Origin of the sequence: Exiguobacterium abrahamii, from assembly GCF_015645365.1 — a bacterium.
GTDB lineage: Bacteria > Bacillota > Bacilli > Exiguobacteriales > Exiguobacteriaceae > Exiguobacterium_A > Exiguobacterium_A abrahamii.
The window spans coordinates 247,017-265,446 of sequence record NZ_JADOYC010000005.1 but is presented as its reverse complement, the minus strand read 5'-3'; the positions used below and the strand labels follow the sequence as shown (position 1 = coordinate 265,446).

Genomic DNA, 18,430 nt, shown 5'->3' with positions numbered 1-18,430 from the left:
TTTTCAAAGTTCGTCCGCGCCTGTTTTGGCGACTCAATTAGAATACCAAGTCTGAAACAAGAAGTCAACAACTTTTTTTCAAATTGTTTTTCTCGTTTGTTTCAAGCGCTTGTCGTTGTTAAGGACATGTAATAATATATCATGCGATTTATTATTGTGCAACACTTATTTTAAAATTGTTTTTAAAATCATGAACAAGCCTCTTGAACCTTACGATTCCGGCTCAAGAGGCTGTGTATTCTCTATTAATCCATCAACTGAATAATACTATGTTGTCGTTCTTCCATTAAATCAATGATCATCATCCGTCCTTGTTCTTCATAAGAAATGACAGGTCGATCAAAGACTGGATTCTTTCGCGTAATGGTTGCAATCTTTCCGTTACTCATCAGTACGCGATCACCAACTTCTATTGGTAGAAGTAATTGTCCGAGCAATAGTACATACTTTGAGCAATATTGCATCGGTCTTGCTTTTAAATGACGATAGGCATCAAACGGCGTATATGCTTCTCGGTACGGACGCCAACTCGTCATTGCAGCAAAAACATCCGCTACGATGAATAACCGGGTGTGATCTGCGATCTTATCTCCCTTTACCTTTAAAGGGTAACCTGTTCCGTCTAAACGTTCATGATGTTGAACAATTAAACGATTGACTGTATCAGAGATGATCGTTTCCTTTTGCAAGGCTTGATACGCCATAGCCGGGTGACGTTGAAAAATTTCTTGTTGCATTGCTTCATATCGTTTCGTGTGACGCCATTCCATGATTCGCGCTAGTCCATAATCTGCAAAATAGGACGCTGTCCACAATTCATGAATCATTTTCCGTTCTTTTCCGACCGCTTCCGCCAGCATTTGGGCGACTGCTCCTCGATAAATGGCATGTCGAACGGTATAAGCTTCCGTTCCCCGCTCTAGGAAGAATGGTAAGACATCTTGTCTCGTAATCCGTTCCGGGACGGACTGCTTGACCCAGCTCAATGCTTCGTATACATTCGGCTTCATTCCCTGTTCCCACGACATGAAGACTTTATTGTAAAAGCGAATGAATTCTTCAAAAGGATGTTCTACATGGGCTTCAACCGTTTCAATCTGTACTTCTTCATCTTTACTGAAATCAGGTCGATCTTCAATGACGACTTCTTTGATTAAGAAACGCTGGATTCGTCGTAACTCATCGGTCCCTATTTTTTTCCCTGCTTCTACGATCGGATGATCCGTATGTAAATAGATGGATTCTGTCAAACGATCCCCGATGCGTAATTGGTCACTTGCCACTCGCATATCGCTTCGTTCCTTTCTCTTCTTTCTATATATGTAGATAAAAGCAGCAGAGTAGTATCACTCTGCTGCTTCCTTGCTGACGTCTTGCTTATTCTTCCGCTTCTTCTGAAGCATCCGATTCGACTACATTCTCTTCAGACACGATATCCGTGTCTTCTTCCATTTCATCAGTTTCTTCTCGTTTCAGTTTCGCAACTGTTGCAACACGGTCACCTTCTTCAATTCGAATGACCTTTACCCCTTGGGTATTCCGGCCGACACGTGAAATGTATTGCGAGTCTGTCCGAATGACGATCCCGCTCTCTGTCATGATCATGATGTCATCGTCGACATCAACGATTCGCATGGCAACGATTTGACCGACGCGTTCTGTCACCTTACTCGCGATCAATCCTTTACCACCACGAGACTGGCTACGGAACTCGGTCATCGGTGTCCGTTTACCGAATCCTTTTTCCGTAATGACAAGAACATCTTGGGCATCACGTGCAAGTTCCATCCCGACGACGAAATCGTCTGGGCGTAACGTCATCGCTTTGACACCACGAGCACCACGTCCCATCGAGCGGACATTCGTGATTGGGAAACGAATCGCTTTCCCGCTTGTTGATACAGCAAAGACTTCATCGTCCGTCGATGCGAGACGAACCGATGTCAACTCATCGTCTTCAAACAATCGAATCGCGATCAAACCGTTTTTGTTGATCCGTGCGTACGCAGACAACGGTGAACGTTTGACGCGTCCTTTACGTGTCATGAAGATCAATGATTTTTGCTCATCTTGAACGACTTCTTCCGTTTCGAGCGTTTCTTCCGTCTCTTCAATCTCTCCTTCGATCACCTCGACAGGTGCTTCAGCTGCTTGTTGCTCCTCGAGATAACGTTTGAAGTTGACTGGAATCATCGTCTCGACCTTTTCGTCGCGTTCGATTTGAATGAGGTTGATGATCGGCACACCTTTTGATGTCCGGCTCATCTCTGGTACTTCGTATCCACGAATCCGGTAGACTTTTCCGCGGTTCGTAAAGAATAGGATCGTATCGTGCGTCGAACAAGACAAGAGACGCGTGACGTAATCCTCGTCGTTCGTTCCGATCCCTTGAACCCCACGTCCGCCGCGGCGTTGTGTCCGGTACGAATCCGTCGTCATCCGTTTGATGTAGCCGCTGCTTGTCAACGTGATGATGATATCCTGTTCCGGAATCAAATCTTCGTCTTCGAATTCGATGTGGTCCATGCGGATTTCCGTCCGACGTTCGTCGTTGAAACGTTCTTTTAACTCCTCGAGTTCTGTCCGGATTAGATCAAGCAAGACTTCCTCACTCGCAAGGATGCGGTTCAGTTCCGCGATCAATTGCATGATTTCGTCATACTCTGCTTCGATTTTCTCCCGTTCAAGACCTGTCAGGCGTTGCAACCGCATATCAAGAATCGCTTGTGATTGTTTCTCGGATAACGCAAAACGCTCCATCAACTGTTCACGTGCTGCGTCTGCTGTCCGATTCCCACGGATGATTTGAATGACTTCATCCAAATGATCGAGTGCAATCCGTAGACCAGCGAGCAAGTGTTCACGTGCTTCTGCTTTTTCGAGATCGAACTGTGTCCGACGACGCACGATTTCTTTTTGATGCTCGAGGTAATGATAAAGCATTTCCTTGAGTGTCAATGTTTTCGGACGTCCGCCGACGATCGCAAGCATGTTGACACCAAACGTCGTTTGCATCGACGTCTGTTTATACAAGTTATTTAAGATGACGCTCGCATTGGCATCACGACGGATTTCCATGACGATGCGCATACCGCGGCGATCTGATTCATCTCGTAAATCGGTGATGCCTTCAATCTTTTTCTCGCGAACGAGATCGGCAATCTTTTCAACGAGGCGGGCTTTGTTGACCTGATAAGGAAGCTCCGTCACGATGATCCGTTCCCGGTCTTTTTTCGTCTGTTCGATTTCTGCTTTCGCACGGACGATGATTGAGCCACGTCCTGTCTCATAAGCGCGACGAATCCCACTCCGACCAAGAATTTCACCAGCTGTCGGGAAATCAGGTCCCGGAATGTGCTGCATCAGTTCTTGGATCGTGATTTCTGGATCGTGCGACAAGGCTAAGACGCCGTCGATGACTTCGCCAAGCTGATGTGGTGGAATGTTCGTTGCCATCCCGACCGCGATCCCGCTCGAACCGTTGACGAGTAAGTTCGGGAAGCGTGACGGTAAGACTTCCGGTTCGCGTTCCGAACCATCGTAGTTATCTTTGAAATCGACTGTATTTTTGTTGATATCGCGAACGATCTCCATCGCGATTTTTGACATACGAGCTTCCGTATATCGCATCGCTGCCGCCGAGTCTCCATCGACAGACCCGAAGTTTCCGTGTCCATCGACGAGTTCGTAACGGTAGCTGAAGTCTTGCGCCATGCGGACCATCGTGTCATAGACGGCAGAATCCCCGTGCGGGTGATACTTACCGATGACTTCCCCGACGATACGGGCAGACTTTTTATGTGGTTTATCGGCACGAATACCGAGGTCGTTCATCGCATAGAGAATCCGGCGGTGTCCGGGTTTTAAGCCGTCCCGTACGTCCGGAAGAGCACGTGCGACGATGACGCTCATCGCGTAGTCCATGAAGGACGTACGCATCTCTTGACTGATATTAATATCCTTGATGATTCCGTGATTTTGTTCGGACATGCTTCTGGCCACCCTCTCTGTTCAGCGTTAAATATCCAGGTTCTTGACGTAATGTGCGTGTGATTGAATGAAGTCGCGTCGTGGTTCGACTTGATCTCCCATCAAGATATCGAAGACTTCATCCGCTTCGATCGCATCTTGAAGCTCGACACGTAACATTTGACGACCACTTGGATCCATCGTCGTTTCCCAAAGTTGCTCTGGATCCATCTCCCCAAGACCTTTGTAGCGCTGAATGTCGTACCGTGCGTTTTCAGGAAGCGCTGCAAGCGCCTCTGTCAATTCACGTTCGTTATGCACGTACGTGACGTTTTTCCCTTGCTTGATTCCGTATAGCGGTGGCTGAGCGATATAGACATACCCATGCTCGACAAGCGGACGCATGTAACGGTAGAAGAACGTCAACAAGAGTGTCCGGATGTGGGCACCATCGACATCGGCATCGGTCATGATGATGACTTTGTGATAGCGTGCTTTTTCGATATTGAACTCAGAACCGATACTTGTTCCGAGTGCCGTGATGATCGTCCGAATCTCATTGCTTCCGAGAATCTTATCGAGACGTGCTTTCTCAACGTTCAAGATTTTACCGCGAATCGGTAAGATGGCTTGGAAATGACGATCACGTCCAGATTTCGCAGAACCACCCGCTGAATCACCCTCAACGATGTACAATTCGGAAATCGAGGCATCACGTGACGAACAGTCGGCCAGTTTACCTGGAAGCGAGCTCACTTCGAGAACACCTTTACGACGTGTCAGTTCACGGGCGCGTTTCGCTGCCATCCGGGCGCGTGACGCCATCATCCCTTTTTCGACGATTGCGCGTGCGTTCGTCGGGTTTTCGAGCATGAACTGCTCAAATGCACCAGAGAAGAGGGAATCCGTAACCGTACGCGCGTCGGAGTTCCCGAGTTTCGTTTTCGTCTGACCTTCGAACTGTGGGTTCGGGTGTTTGACGGAAACAATCGCTGTCATTCCTTCACGTACGTCCTCACCGGATAACGTACCGTCTGCATCCTTCATCAAACCGAACTTCTTCGCGTAGTCATTGATGACCCGTGTCAAAGCCGTCTTGAAGCCGGTCTCGTGCGTACCACCTTCATGCGTCGGGATGTTGTTCGTGAACGAGTAGATGTTTGACGCAAATCCATCGTTGTACTGAAGCGCGACTTCAACTTCGATGCCGTCTTTTGTTCCGTGTACATAGACAGGTTCCGCATGAACGACTTCTTTTGAACGATTCAAGTGTTCGACGTAGGATTTGATCCCACCTTCGTAGTGGAAGCTACGCGTCATCGGCTCATCCGCACGATCGTCCGTGATGATGATCTTCAAGCCTTTGTTCAAGAAAGCAAGTTCCCGCAGGCGTGTCGCTAGCAAATCATAGTCATACTCGAGCGTCTCTTGGAAAATCTCACCGTCTGGGAAGAAACGAATCGTCGTTCCTGTCTCTTCTGATGTTCCGATTACTTCAAGATCTTGCGCTGGTACACCGCGATGATACGCTTGGTAATACAGCTTCTCGTTTCGTTTGACGAATACTTCAAGTTTCGTCGACAGGGCGTTAACGACCGAAGCCCCAACACCGTGTAGTCCACCCGATACTTTGTATCCGCCGCCGCCGAACTTACCACCGGCATGGAGGACTGTCAGGATGACCTCAACGGCAGGACGACCCATCTTCTCTTGAATGTCGACTGGAATACCGCGTCCATTATCCTCGACTAAGATCGAGTTCCCTGGTTCGATCGTCACCTTGATCGTGTCACAGTATCCTGCGAGCGCCTCATCAATCGAGTTATCGACGATCTCCCATACGAGGTGATGGAGACCCTTTGATGCCGTCGAGCCGATATACATCCCTGGACGTTTACGAACTGCTTCTAATCCTTCAAGTACTTGAATCTGATCGGCACCGTACCCTTGTTCCAATTCCATATCTTCATGATTACTCATCGGTTTTCTCACCTACTGTTTCTTTATATGATGTCTCTTCCAAATCGACCGTCCCTTGTTTCACGTGGAACAACTTCGCTTGGTTGATCGTTTCATGCGCAATCCCGTCGACGCTTGTCGTCGTCAGGATCGTCTGGACCTTTTGTTGCATCGTATCGAGCAAATGTGTTTGACGATGATCATCAAGCTCGGATAAGACATCGTCGAGCAGAAGAAGTGGATATTCCCCTACTTCCTCATGAATCAATTCGATCTCCGCAAGCTTTAACGAGAGGGCTGCTGTCCGTTGTTGTCCTTGTGAACCATACGTTTGGACGTTTCGTCCATTGACTTCCATCTCGAAGTCATCGCGATGTGGTCCAAACAACGTAACTCCTCTTCGAATTTCATTTTCTTTTATTTTACCAAACTTCCGCGTGTAGGACGCAGTCATTCCTTCGACATCGAGTAATTCGTCGCCGAATGTGTCCGAACGATAGATGAGCGCGAGTTCTTCCTGTCCACGACTGATTCCGTCATGAATCGGTCGTGCCCATTTTTCGAGCTGGGCCATGAAATGATGCCGGCGCTGAACGATTTTAACGGCTAGCGTAATCATTTGCTCCGTCAAGATATCAAGGAAGGTCTCGTCTCCTCCCTTCATGGACAGTTGTTTCAGCAATGCGTTCCGCTGCTTCAACACTTTCAGGTACTGGCTCAATTCATGCAGATAGACCGGACTGACTTGACCGATCTCCATATCGAGAAATCGCCGGCGGACTTGTGGACTGCCTTTGACGATATGCAAATCTTCCGGGGCGAATAAAACGATGTTCAGTGCCCCGACATAATCACTCAAGCGTCGTTGCTCTAGATGATTCAGCTTTGCTTTTTTCCCGCGACCCGAGATGACGATCTCTTGGACATGGGAGCCGGTCCGCTTGACGACACGTCCTTCGACGCGCGCTGTTTCTTGGTCCCAACCGATCAGTTCCTTGTCATGCGTCGTCCGGTGCGACTTCGCGAGAGCAAGAACATAGATCGCTTCCAGTAAGTTCGTCTTCCCTTGTGCATTTTCACCAATCAGGACATTCGTTTTTTCGGAGAATGACAGTTCGAGTGCGTCATAGTTGCGATAATGACTGAGTCGGACTGAATCCAGCCGCACGTTAGTTGCCCTCGTTCTTGATGATGAACTGACCGTAGTCTTCTACATCAATGATGTCTCCATCCCGTAATTTACGACCACGTCGCTGATCGACCTCGCCGTTGACTAGAATCGGTACCTCTGCTAAAAACGGTTTGGCTTGTCCTCCGCTTGAGATGATATCCGATAGCTTCAGGAACTGCCCTAATGTGACGTATTCCGTTGTAATTCTGATTTCTTGCATGGATTGACTCCTCCTACCTACATATTATAAATGACGTACTCTTTATTGTACTAAACATTGAGCGATTTAGCAAAATCCCCGAACGTATATACGGTATACGAAAAAGACGGGTCCGATGTCGAAACGATCGAACCCGTCTTATCACGTATTTTGTGTTGATGCTTACGCCGTCCGGACTGGAAGAATCAGTTGCAGGACGTTATCTTGATCGACTGGGTGCAAGATGAATGGACGAATCGAACCCGTGAACTGGATTTCGATATCTGTCGCGTCAAGTGCCTTCAAGGCATCCATCATGTACTTCGAATTGAACGAGATTTTCAGCTCTTCGCCTTCAAGCGAGAGGATGCTGACTTGCTCCGAGACTTTCCCGACTTCTGGTGAATGTGAAGAGATCTCGACCGCAGTCGTTCCTTCCGCTGCGAACTTGATGACGTTGTTACGGTCCTCACGTGCTAGCAGTGACGCGCGATCGATCGCTTGGAGCAATTCTTTCGCGTTCATGCGGACAGCTGTCCGGTACTCTTCTGGAATCAAACGTGATGTATCCGGATAGTTTCCGTCGAGTAGACGCGAGAAGAAGAGGACGTGCTTCATCTTGAACAAGATTTGTTGGTTCGTGATCGTGATATCCACATGACCATCCCCAAGCAACTTCGATAATTCATTTAAGCTCTTACCAGGAACGATGACGTTCTGGAACGAGATATCTGTATCTGTCTCAAATTGAGCACGACGAAGGGCTAGACGGTGACTATCTGTTGAGACACACGTCAAGATGCCTTTATCGGCTGAGAAGTTCACACCTGTCAGAACAGGACGTGTTTCTTGAACAGCGACAGCAAAGCTTGTTTGGCGAATCATCGAACGTAAGAGATCAGCCGGTAAACGGAAACGTTGTCCCCCATCGACTTGCGGAAGGCGTGGGAACTCATCTGGATCAAGACCGTTCAAATGGAATTCCGCTGTTCCTGACTGGATCCGTGTCATGAAGTTCGGTGAGACTTCAAGTGTGACTTCGTCTTTTGGCATCTTTTTGACGATATCGCCGAAGAAACGGGCATTCAAGACGACACTACCTGCACGGTGAACCGTGACATAAGATGTTCCATTCTCTTCTGCATAGATCGTCCGTTCAATCGAGATTTCCGTATCGCTTCCTGTCAGCGTCATACCATCTCCATGAGCTTCGAGTTTGATTCCTGTCAGAATTGGAATCGTCGTGCGGGATGAGACCGCTTTGGCTACATCTTGTACTGCTTGAATTAAAGCTTCGCGTTGAATGGTGATATGCATATCGTCGTTAGACTCCTCTCGAAAATAATGGGCATGCGCCCATCATAACATAATAATATATTTTTTTAATAATAGTCTTAGGGGCTGTGGATAGTGTGGATAAGTCGGTGGATAACTTGATATAAAGCCAAAAACGGTGTGGATAAGTTGTGGATAACCACCCTACTTTATCCACATGTTTATCCACAGTTTTATGAATGCTTCAATTCATGTTTGATTTGTTCGATGACTTTTCCCGTTTCCCCGTCCGATTTGATCAACATACTGATCTTTTCATGGGCATGGATGACGGTCGTATGGTCGCGTCCCCCGAATTCTTCTCCGATTTTCGGTAAAGAGCTCTCCGTCATCTCACGTGAGAGATACATCGCGATTTGACGTGGGAAGGCAATCGATTTCGTTCGTTTCTTCGCCTTCAGATCATCAAATGGCAAATTGAAGTGCTTACTGACCGACTCCTGGATGTCACGAATCGTGACTTTACGCGGTTCAGCGACCGGCATGATGTTATGCAAGGCTTCCGCAGCGACATTTGGATCGATTGGTCGTCCGACGAGATTCGCATAGGCGATAACGCGGGTTAACGCTCCTTCGAGCTCCCGAATATTCGTATCAATTTGACTTGCGATGTAGAGCATGACTTCGTTTGAGACGTCAAGTTGCTCCGCATTCGCCTTTTTCCGTAAGATCGCAATCCGTGTCTCGAGATCCGGTGGCGTGATGTCGGTGATTAATCCCCATTCGAAACGTGAACGAAGCCGATCTTCAAGCGTTGGAATCTCTTTTGGTGGTCGGTCACTTGAGATGATGATTTGTTTTTGGTCGTTATGCAAGGCATTGAATGTGTGGAAAAACTCTTCTTGCGTCTGTTCTTTGCCCGCAAGGAACTGGATGTCATCAATTAAGAGGACATCGATGTTACGGTATTTATTTCGAAACTCAACCGTCTTATTATCACGGATGGAGTTAATGAAGTCATTCGTAAAGCGTTCAGAAGAGACATAGGCAATCCGTGTCCCGAGATTTTGATCTTGAACGTACTGTCCGATGGCATGCATCAGATGGGTTTTGCCAAGACCAACGCCACCATAGATGAAAAGCGGATTGTATGCTTTAGCAGGCGCTTCCGCAACAGCCAGTGAAGCGGCATGCGCAAAACGGTTCCCCGATCCGATGACGAATGTATCGAACGTATACTTCTCATTCAATTGTCCGAGTTCACTCATCGTCAGTTCCTCTGTTGGTCTCCGCGTGTTCGATGGACGCGATTTCGGAGTCGGTGTTGCCTCAACACGTTCCTCTTCTTGTCGATCGAGCATTTTCTTCGCTTGTCCCTCTTCAATGAACTGAATATCGAGTCGGCTTCCTGTTACTTCCTCAACTGTGTCTTCGAGTAAAGATAAGTACTGGCGCTCGAGCCATGTCACCGTAAACGCAGCTGGTGCTGAAACGAGTAGTGTCGTTCCATTTAGCGTGACGCCTTCTGTGGATTTCAACCACATATCATAACTAGCTTTCGGTGTTCGTTCCTCTTCCTCGATCACAGATAAGACATTATGCCAAAGTTCGGCAGCGTTTTTCATAAATACCCCCCTTTTTTTATCAAGATAGAAAATTTTTGTACACAGGCTTATACACAGACAAAGTTAATGAAGAAACTCGACTTATCCCCATAACGTAAAAACTGTGGATAACGTTATCCACAGGCAGTTGAATCTGTGTATAAAGTTATCCACAGGGTGTGTATAACTTGTTTTGTCCTGAACGATCAGGATCATGTTATGCACAATTAGTGTATCAAAAGAAATGAGCCCTGGCAATGGTTGGAATGATTTATCCACAAGTAAATTCAACCATCCACAGGTAGTTACCCACAAGCTGTGGATAGTGTGGATAAATTGTGGATAAGAGGTGGATAACTTTTCGAAAGAGGAAGCGTTGAAAAAGAGTTATTCACAAAATACAAAAGAAGTGGAAAAAGGAAATCCAAAATCGAGGATTGACGTCGATTTTAAAAAATACTATCGTAGACAAAGTGAAGAGTTATCCACGGAAAGTGTGGATAATGTGGATAAGTCTGTGGATAGGTGGATAAGTCTACACACATCCCCTCGATGATCCATATGTATTCTATCGCGTAATAGAGTTTGCGCAGTCGAATCCTATCGCCTGTTTTCAAACGAGAACTCCCTTAAGCAGGACGAGAAATCTTCTGAACTTTCATTGACAATGCCACAATCAGTTTATATAATGTACAAGACTGCCTTAAAGTAGAAAATAACAATTGGTTATAAAGATCTTTTAAAGGAGGTGCAGACGAATGAAACCAACTTTCAACCCAAACAACCGTAAGCGTAAAAAAGTTCACGGATTCCGTGCGCGTATGGCTACGAAGAGTGGCCGCCGTATCTTGGCTGCTCGCCGTCTTAAGGGCCGCAAAGCCTTGACTGTCTAATGCATTGATGCATCCATCACTTCGGGCATGATCCGAGGTGATTTTTTTTTATGTTTTTTCGTGTGTTCGTGCTTTTGTCACATGCGCCCTATCGCGTCGCATGTTTATTCTATGATATGATGAGAGACGACGAATTTTCGTAGTGTCAGGATGGAGTGTGAATAAGGTGAAGAAGGAATACCGCGTCAAGAAAGACAAGGAGTTCCAAGCGGTGTTTACTAAAGGAGCCTCTGTCGCAAATCGGCAATTTGTCGTGTATGCCTTGAAAAAGGAGCAACAGACTCACTTTCGGATTGGTTTATCCGTCAGTAAGAAAATCGGGAATGCCGTCGTCCGGAATCAGGTGAAACGGTATCTTCGGGAAGCATGCCAGCAGCATGAAGCCTCGATTGCCCCGAATTATGATTTAGTGATCATCGCGCGCAATCCGGCCGCGAAGATGACCGCGCAAGAAGTGGCTGACAGTCTCCGTCACGTGCTCAAACGTTCCGGTGTCTGGATGCGATCAAAAAAATGAATCGTAGCAATGCATCCTGTTGATTTGTACGGCGCTCCCTTTCCTTGCCTTACTATAGAAGAAGATGGCGTTCGACAAAGCGTAAACAATTTCTAGGAGGAATTATGAACAAGAGAACTAAGATTTGGTTAACTCTCGGACTCATGTCCGTGCTCGCGATCGTGTTATCCGGCTGTACACCTAGCACGTATGGTACAGGTGAACCGATCACAGCAGACACAGAAGGTTTTTGGAAACATTACTTCGTTTGGCCGATGGCGTGGTTGATTCGTGAGATTTCACAGTTCTTTAGCGGTGATTACGGTATCGGAATCATCATTACGACACTTCTCGTTCGTCTTGTCATCCTTCCATTGATGATCAAACAAACGAAGAGTATGGGTGGAATGCAAGTCATCCAGCCTGAAATGATGAAGCTTCGTGAGAAATACAGCTCAAAAGACCAAGAGACGCAACAGAAATTGCAACAGGAAATGATGAAGCTCTACCAAGAGCACAACGTCAATCCACTCGCAGGCTGTTTACCGATCTTGATCCAAATGCCGATCTTGATCGCGTTCTATAACGCCATCATTTATACACCGGCTATTTTCCAACACACATTCCTCTGGTTCGACCTTGGGAAACCGGACCCATTCTTCATCTTGCCGATCATGTCTGCGGTACTGACGTATCTGCAACAAAAGATCTCGATGGCAGGTCAAGAAGACAATCCACAAATGAAAATCATGCTCTACGTCTTCCCGATCATGATCTTCATCATGGGGGTTACACTCCCATCTGCCCTTTCGCTTTACTGGGTCGTCGGTTACATCTTCTCGATCATCGTCACGATCGTCATCATGAAGCCGATGCGTGAAAAGATTAAGTTGCAGACGGAAGCGACAATGGCTGCTAAACGTGAAAAAGAAGCAGCGCAAGCAGCTCCGGCTCCTAAAAAATCGAAAAAGAAACGCTAATACGTGAAGAGCGACGCTTTGTTTTGACAGAGTGTCGCTCTTTTTCTTTTGCGTCATTTCGTGTATAGTTGTTTCGTTATACCCATTGCAACGATTAAGGATTAAATACTCATAAAAAGACAGAAGAAAAACGAGGTGGAAGAACGGATGATGGAATTTGATACGATTGCCGCGATTTCGACGCCGATGGGAGAAGGGGCGATTGCGATCGTGCGCTTATCAGGTCCTAATGCAGTCGCTGTAGCCGACCGTGTTTATAAAGGGAGCAACCGCTTGACGGAAGTACCAACCCATACGATTCATTACGGGAAATTGGTCGACCATGAGGCGGACCGTGTCGTCGATGAAGTGATGGTGAGTGTCATGCGCGCACCAAAGACGTTTACACGTGAAGATGTCATCGAATTGAATTGTCATGGAGGAGTCGTCGCGGTCAATCGTGTCCTCGAACTCATCCTCGCCCAACCGGAAGTCCGGTTGGCGGAACCTGGTGAATTTACGAAACGTGCGTTCTTGAATGGACGTATCGATTTGTCACAAGCGGAAGCTGTCATGGATCTGATCCGGGCGAAGACGGACCGGGCGATGCATGTCGCGGTCAGTCAGATTGAAGGTCGTCTTTCGAAACTCGTCCAAGACTTACGTCAACAATTGTTACAGACGATTGCTGCGATTGAAGTCAACATCGATTATCCGGAATACGATGCAGAAGAGATGACGCAACAGATCGTCGAACGTGATGCGGGTGCTGTCCGCGCGATTTTGGCAGAGTTACTAACAACGGCACGCCAAGGGAAAATCTTGCGCGAAGGGTTATCCACAGCGATCATCGGTCGACCGAACGTCGGAAAGTCGTCTTTGCTCAACACATTGGTGCAAGAAGCAAAGGCTATCGTCACCGATATCGCGGGAACGACACGCGATACGATCGAGGAATATGTCAACGTTCGCGGTGTACCGTTGAAGTTGATTGATACGGCAGGGATTCGCGAGACGGAAGATATCGTCGAACGGATGGGTGTCGAAAAGTCACGTCAGGCTTTAAAGACGGCCGATTTGATCTTACTCGTCCTCAACGGAAACGATGTTTTGACGGATGAAGATGTCTTGTTGTTTGAAGCGATCAAAGGAATGAACGCGATCATCATCGTCAACAAGAGTGACTTGACGCAACAGATTGATTTAGCGCGTGTCACGGAACTTGCTGATGGTCGACCAATCGTCACGACATCCTTGCTCGAGGAAGCAGGCGTCAACGATCTCGAAGCAGCGATTGCGAGTCTGTTCTTTGAACAGGGTGTCGAAAGTCAGGATATGACGTACGTCTCAAATGCACGTCACATCCAGCTCATCAAACGAGCGAGTCAAATGATTGAAGATGCACTCGGTGCAGCAGAAGCAGCGATGCCGATTGACATGGTACAAATCGATTTACGACGAGCGTGGGATACGCTTGGCGAAATCAATGGTGATACAGCACAGGATAGTTTATTGGATCAGTTGTTTTCGCAGTTCTGTCTCGGGAAATAATTCGAGACGACTGCGTGTGGAATAAGAAGGAGGAACCAGTACTATGGCTTATCAAGCAGGTGAATTCGACGTCATCGTCGTCGGAGCCGGACATGCCGGCATCGAAGCCTCTCTTGCTGCGGCACGAATGGGCTCAAAAACGGTCATGTTGACAATGAATCCCGATATGGTTGGATTCATGTATTGCAACCCGTCGATCGGTGGTCCTGCAAAAGGGATCGTCGTCCGGGAAATCGATGCGCTCGGTGGTGAGATGGCACGCGCGATCGATGCAACGTATATTCAAATGAAAATGTTAAACACGTCAAAAGGTCCTGCCGTGCGAGCATTACGGGCACAGGCAGATAAATTCGAATATCAAAACCGGATGAAAAAAGCGCTCGAGGATGAGCCGAATTTGCTCTTACGTCAAGCGCTCGTTGAACGATTATTGATTGACGACGAAGGACGCTGCGTTGGTGTCGTCACGAATACAGGGGCGGAATACCGGGCAAAAGCGGTCGTCATCACGACCGGAACGTTCATGCGTGGAAAAATCATCATCGGTGAATTGTCGTACGAGAGTGGTCCGAACAATCAGATGCCATCGATCAATCTATCGAAACATCTCGAGGAACTCGGATTTGAGCTCGCACGTTTCAAAACAGGTACACCACCACGAATCGACGGGAAAACGATTGACTACTCGAAGACGGAGATCCAACCAGGTGACGAAGTAGCACTTCCATTTAGTCATGAAACGACTCAGATGATCACGGAACAGATTCCATGCTGGTTGACGTATACGACGGAGTATACGCATCAGTTGATCGATGCGAACCTGCACCGCTCCCCGATGTTCTCTGGAATGATCAAAGGAACAGGTCCACGTTATTGCCCATCGATCGAAGATAAGGTCGTCCGGTTCAACGATAAACCGCGTCACCAAATCTTCCTTGAGCCAGAAGGTCGCGATACGGAAGAAGTCTACGTCCAAGGGTTATCAACAAGCTTGCCGGAAGACGTCCAACACGATATTCTCCGCTCGATTCCAGGGCTTGAGAATTCTGAAATGATGCGTCCTGGTTATGCGATTGAGTACGATGCCGTCGTTCCAACACAACTTTGGCCAACGCTCGAGACAAAACGTGTTCCTGGTTTGTTCACAGCGGGTCAAATCAACGGAACAAGTGGTTATGAGGAAGCAGCAGGACAAGGGATCATGGCAGGGATCAATGCCGGCCTACAAGTTCAAGGCAAAGAACCGCTCATCTTGTCACGTTCACAAGGCTATATCGGTGTCATGATCGATGATCTCGTCACGAAAGGTACGAACGAACCGTACCGCCTCTTGACGTCACGCGCCGAGTACCGGTTGTTGCTCCGTCATGATAATGCCGACCTCCGTCTGTCGGAAATCGGACATGAACTCGGATTGATCTCGGAAGAGCGCCGAGCGAAGTTACTCGACAAACAAGAGCAAATCCGTCTTGAGATGAAACGTCTTGAGAAAGTCGTCATCAAAGCGACAGCGGACGTGAATGCGCAGCTTGAAGCCATCGGTGCATCACCACTCAAGGAAGCGCTGCATGCAATCACGTTGCTGAAACGCCCGGAAATCACGTATGCGATGATCGCGCAAATGACACCACCGGAAACACCACTGTCTGCAGAAGCAGCAGAACAAGTCGAAATCCAAGTCAAATATGCCGGCTACATCGATAAGCAACTTGATCAAGTCGAAAAAATGATGCGGATGGAGCAAAAACGGATTCCGGATCGTCTCGATTACGATGCGATCAGTGGATTGGCGATTGAAGCGAAACAAAAACTAAACCAAGTGCGTCCGCTCTCGATCGGACAAGCATCCCGGATCTCAGGGGTAAACCCGTCTGATATCTCGATTTTGCTTGTCTATATCGAACAAGGCCAATACGCATTGACTGCGGAGTGAACGAGATGAACCAACAGCAATTCGTAACAGCATTGGCAGCACAGGGACTTGAGGTCTCAGAACATCAGTTGCATCAATTCAAACGGTATTATGAACTGCTCGTCGAGTGGAATGAAAAGATGAACCTGACAGCGATCACGGACGAAGAAGATGTTTATCTCAAGCACTTCTACGATTCGATCACAGCAGCATTCTATTTCGATTTCACGACGGTCACGACGGTTTGTGATGTCGGAGCGGGCGCTGGTTTCCCAAGTCTGCCGATCAAGATCATGTTCCCGCATCTCCAAGTGACGATCGTCGATTCACTGAACAAACGAATCGGCTTCCTCAATCATTTGGCGACGGAACTCGGACTCGAAGGTGTCGCGTTCCATCATGGACGCGCCGAAGAGTTCGGTAAAAATAAACAATTCCGCGAACGATTCGACGTCGTGACAGCACGTGCGGTCGCTCGGATGTCCGTTCTCGCGGAATATTGCCTACCGCTTGCGAAAGTCGGTGGACAATTCGTTGCCTTGAAGGCAGCGAAAGTCAGTGAAGAGCTCGAGGATGGTGCGATTGCCTTAAAAGTACTTGGTGGGAATTTACGGGAAAGTTTCCAGTTCCAATTGCCAGGCGAGGAAAGTGAGCGTAATATCGTTATTGTAGATAAAAAACGAACAACACCCGGGAAATATCCGCGTAAAGCGGGTACTCCTGCGAAAGATCCATTAAGCTAAACACCGTTTCACGTGAAACGATGACTGATAAAGGTGAGGTGCGCCAACGTGAGAAATGCAATTGCCAAGCTGCTCGGTAAGGGAGGGCAACCTGCTACGATCGAGCTTGACCCACAAGAGACGGTTCAGGAATTACCATTGACAGAACTTGTCGCGAACCAGTTCCAACCACGGACAGTGTTTGATGGGGACCGAATTGAAGAGCTAGCCGTTACGATCGAAGAGCATGGATTACTCCAGCCGATCGTCGTTCGAAAACAAGGAACAGGATACGAAATCATTGCGGGAGAACGACGATACCGGGCAGTGCGCTCGCTTGGCTGGGAAACGATTCCTGCCATCGTCAAAGAGATGACGGACGAGACGACTGCTTCACTGGCATTGATTGAAAATCTGCAACGCGAAGATTTGACACCAATCGAAGAAGCAGAAGCCTATGAGCGCTTGCTTGCGTTACAAGACATCACGCAAGAAGTGTTGGCTCGTAAGCTCGGACGTAGTCAATCGACGATCGCCAACAAATTGCGTTTGCTTCGATTACCAACGGATGTCCGGGAAGCGTTGAAGCAACGGACGATCACGGAGCGTCATGCCCGTGCGCTATTACCGCTCAAGGATGAAGCGCTACAAGTAACGGTACTCGCTGAAATCCTGGAACGGGAATGGAACGTCAAGGAGACGGAGCGCCGGGTGGAACGATTGCTGACACCACAGCCACCGAAGAAAAAACGTCATAAGAGTTTTGCTCGGGATACACGGATTGCGTTAAATACCCTTCGCGATTCCGTCGACATGATCGAGCAGACCGGATTGACGATTGAAAAAGAAGAAGTCGATTGTGAAGAATATGTAGAGGTGCGGATTCGCATCGTGAAGGCACGTCCGGAATAAGCGGTCGTGCCTTCCGCTACGTTTAGGAGAGAAGGCAAGTGAACGAATTACCTGTTCGGGCGATTCGCCCGAATCCGACTCAACCCCGGAAACGATTCAATGAAAAAGCATTAGAAGAGTTAGCCCAATCACTCGTTCGGCACGGGATGATCCAACCGATCGTCGTCCGACCACGTGATGGCTATTATGAAATCATCGCCGGCGAACGACGGTATCAAGCAGCGAGTCGCGCAGGATTCGAACGTGTACCGGTCCTCGTGATCGAAGCAGACGAGACACGCGTGATGGAGCTCGCTTTGATTGAAAACATCCAACGGGCGGATTTATCCGCGATTGAAGAGGCGATGGCGTATGCGGAGATGATCGAGGAATTCGGCATCACGCAAGCAGAGCTTGCGCAACGTGTCGGCAAAAGTCGTTCGCATATCACGAACAGTCTTCGGTTACTACAATTGCCGCTACTCGTTCAACAAGCGGTGATGGATGAGCGGTTATCGATGGGACATGCCCGTGCCCTGTTGTCGCTGAAGCATCCAAAGAAGATCGAGCAGATGGCAGAACGCGTCATGGCGGAAAATTGGAACGTCCGTCGATTAGAGCAGGCGCTTCGGGAACGGAAAGAATCCACGCGTCCGCAACAAGCGACCGCTGTCCAATTCGTCGAAGAGTCGCTTCGCGAAAAATACGGAGCGACGGTACGGATCAAACAAGGCAAACAAGCAGGGAAACTCGAGATTGATTTTGCAGATGAAGACGACCTCAATCGGTTGCTCGACTTGTTATTACCTGAATCGGATCAATGAAAAAG

At 48.0% G+C, this 18,430-nt stretch carries 15 protein-coding genes; 8 read left to right on the top strand and 7 right to left on the bottom strand.

From position 1 onward, the window contains the following. Positions 1 to 245 precede the first annotated feature (245 nt). The 7 genes from ITJ88_RS14505 to dnaA all read right to left on the bottom strand — a co-directional run bounded on the left by ITJ88_RS14505 (position 246) and on the right by dnaA (position 10,198). Positions 246 to 1,289 carry an HD-GYP domain-containing protein gene (locus tag ITJ88_RS14505; RefSeq protein WP_195866102.1) on the bottom strand — a complete coding sequence of 348 codons (1,044 nt, stop codon included), beginning with the start codon at positions 1,287 to 1,289 and terminating at the stop codon, positions 246 to 248. 88 nt (positions 1,290 to 1,377) lie between these two features. Further along, complete coding sequence (gene gyrA, locus ITJ88_RS14500) at positions 1,378 to 3,990, bottom strand: DNA gyrase subunit A (RefSeq protein WP_195866101.1); 2,613 nt, start codon at positions 3,988 to 3,990, stop codon at positions 1,378 to 1,380. Positions 3,991 to 4,017: 27 nt separating this feature from the next. Next, entirely contained in the window at positions 4,018 to 5,931 is a 1,914-nt protein-coding gene (gyrB, locus tag ITJ88_RS14495) for a DNA topoisomerase (ATP-hydrolyzing) subunit B (RefSeq protein WP_230088885.1), read from the bottom strand. Between the two features lie 10 nt (positions 5,932 to 5,941). After that, positions 5,942 to 7,096, bottom strand: a complete 1,155-nt coding sequence (recF, locus tag ITJ88_RS14490; RefSeq protein WP_023469866.1) for a DNA replication/repair protein RecF — start codon at positions 7,094 to 7,096, stop codon at positions 5,942 to 5,944. Position 7,097: 1 nt separating this feature from the next. Further along, positions 7,098 to 7,319: a S4 domain-containing protein YaaA gene (yaaA, locus tag ITJ88_RS14485; protein WP_023469865.1), complete on the bottom strand. Its 222-nt coding sequence runs from the start codon at positions 7,317 to 7,319 to the stop codon at positions 7,098 to 7,100. 162 nt (positions 7,320 to 7,481) lie between these two features. After that, on the bottom strand, positions 7,482 to 8,615 hold the full coding sequence (gene dnaN / locus ITJ88_RS14480; protein WP_023469864.1) for a DNA polymerase III subunit beta: 1,134 nt from the start codon (positions 8,613 to 8,615) through the stop codon (positions 7,482 to 7,484). A gap of 191 nt (positions 8,616 to 8,806) precedes the next feature. Beyond that, a complete protein-coding gene (gene dnaA / locus ITJ88_RS14475) occupies positions 8,807 to 10,198 on the bottom strand; it encodes a chromosomal replication initiator protein DnaA (RefSeq protein WP_195866099.1) in 1,392 nt (463 codons plus the stop codon). Between the two features lie 737 nt (positions 10,199 to 10,935). On the opposite strand from dnaA, the gene rpmH reads away from it, so the two are divergent. The 8 genes from rpmH to ITJ88_RS16405 all read left to right on the top strand — a co-directional run bounded on the left by rpmH (position 10,936) and on the right by ITJ88_RS16405 (position 18,425). After that, positions 10,936 to 11,070: a 50S ribosomal protein L34 gene (gene rpmH, locus ITJ88_RS14470; RefSeq protein ID WP_012371910.1), complete on the top strand. Its 135-nt coding sequence runs from the start codon at positions 10,936 to 10,938 to the stop codon at positions 11,068 to 11,070. Between the two features lie 166 nt (positions 11,071 to 11,236). Continuing rightward, positions 11,237 to 11,587, top strand: coding sequence for a ribonuclease P protein component (rnpA, locus tag ITJ88_RS14465; protein WP_087681744.1), 351 nt, complete (start codon positions 11,237 to 11,239; stop codon positions 11,585 to 11,587). A 104-nt stretch (positions 11,588 to 11,691) separates the two neighbouring features. Continuing rightward, complete coding sequence (gene yidC / locus ITJ88_RS14460; protein WP_035395434.1) at positions 11,692 to 12,546, top strand: membrane protein insertase YidC; 855 nt, start codon at positions 11,692 to 11,694, stop codon at positions 12,544 to 12,546. Positions 12,547 to 12,693: 147 nt separating this feature from the next. Next, entirely contained in the window at positions 12,694 to 14,076 is a 1,383-nt protein-coding gene (gene mnmE / locus ITJ88_RS14455) for a tRNA uridine-5-carboxymethylaminomethyl(34) synthesis GTPase MnmE (RefSeq protein WP_304999656.1), read from the top strand. 43 nt (positions 14,077 to 14,119) lie between these two features. Then, positions 14,120 to 16,009 (top strand): tRNA uridine-5-carboxymethylaminomethyl(34) synthesis enzyme MnmG, encoded by a 1,890-nt coding sequence (mnmG, locus tag ITJ88_RS14450; RefSeq protein WP_195866098.1) that lies wholly within the window; start codon positions 14,120 to 14,122, stop codon positions 16,007 to 16,009. 5 nt (positions 16,010 to 16,014) lie between these two features. Then, complete coding sequence (gene rsmG / locus ITJ88_RS14445) at positions 16,015 to 16,731, top strand: 16S rRNA (guanine(527)-N(7))-methyltransferase RsmG (RefSeq protein WP_023469858.1); 717 nt, start codon at positions 16,015 to 16,017, stop codon at positions 16,729 to 16,731. 48 nt (positions 16,732 to 16,779) lie between these two features. Next, the gene (noc, locus tag ITJ88_RS14440) at positions 16,780 to 17,622 is read left to right on the top strand and encodes a nucleoid occlusion protein (RefSeq protein WP_195866097.1); all 843 of its coding nucleotides are present in this window, start codon (positions 16,780 to 16,782) and stop codon (positions 17,620 to 17,622) included. A 38-nt stretch (positions 17,623 to 17,660) separates the two neighbouring features. Beyond that, a complete protein-coding gene (locus ITJ88_RS16405) occupies positions 17,661 to 18,425 on the top strand; it encodes a ParB/RepB/Spo0J family partition protein (RefSeq protein ID WP_035395440.1) in 765 nt (254 codons plus the stop codon). The last annotated feature ends 5 nt before the right edge of the window (positions 18,426 to 18,430 follow it).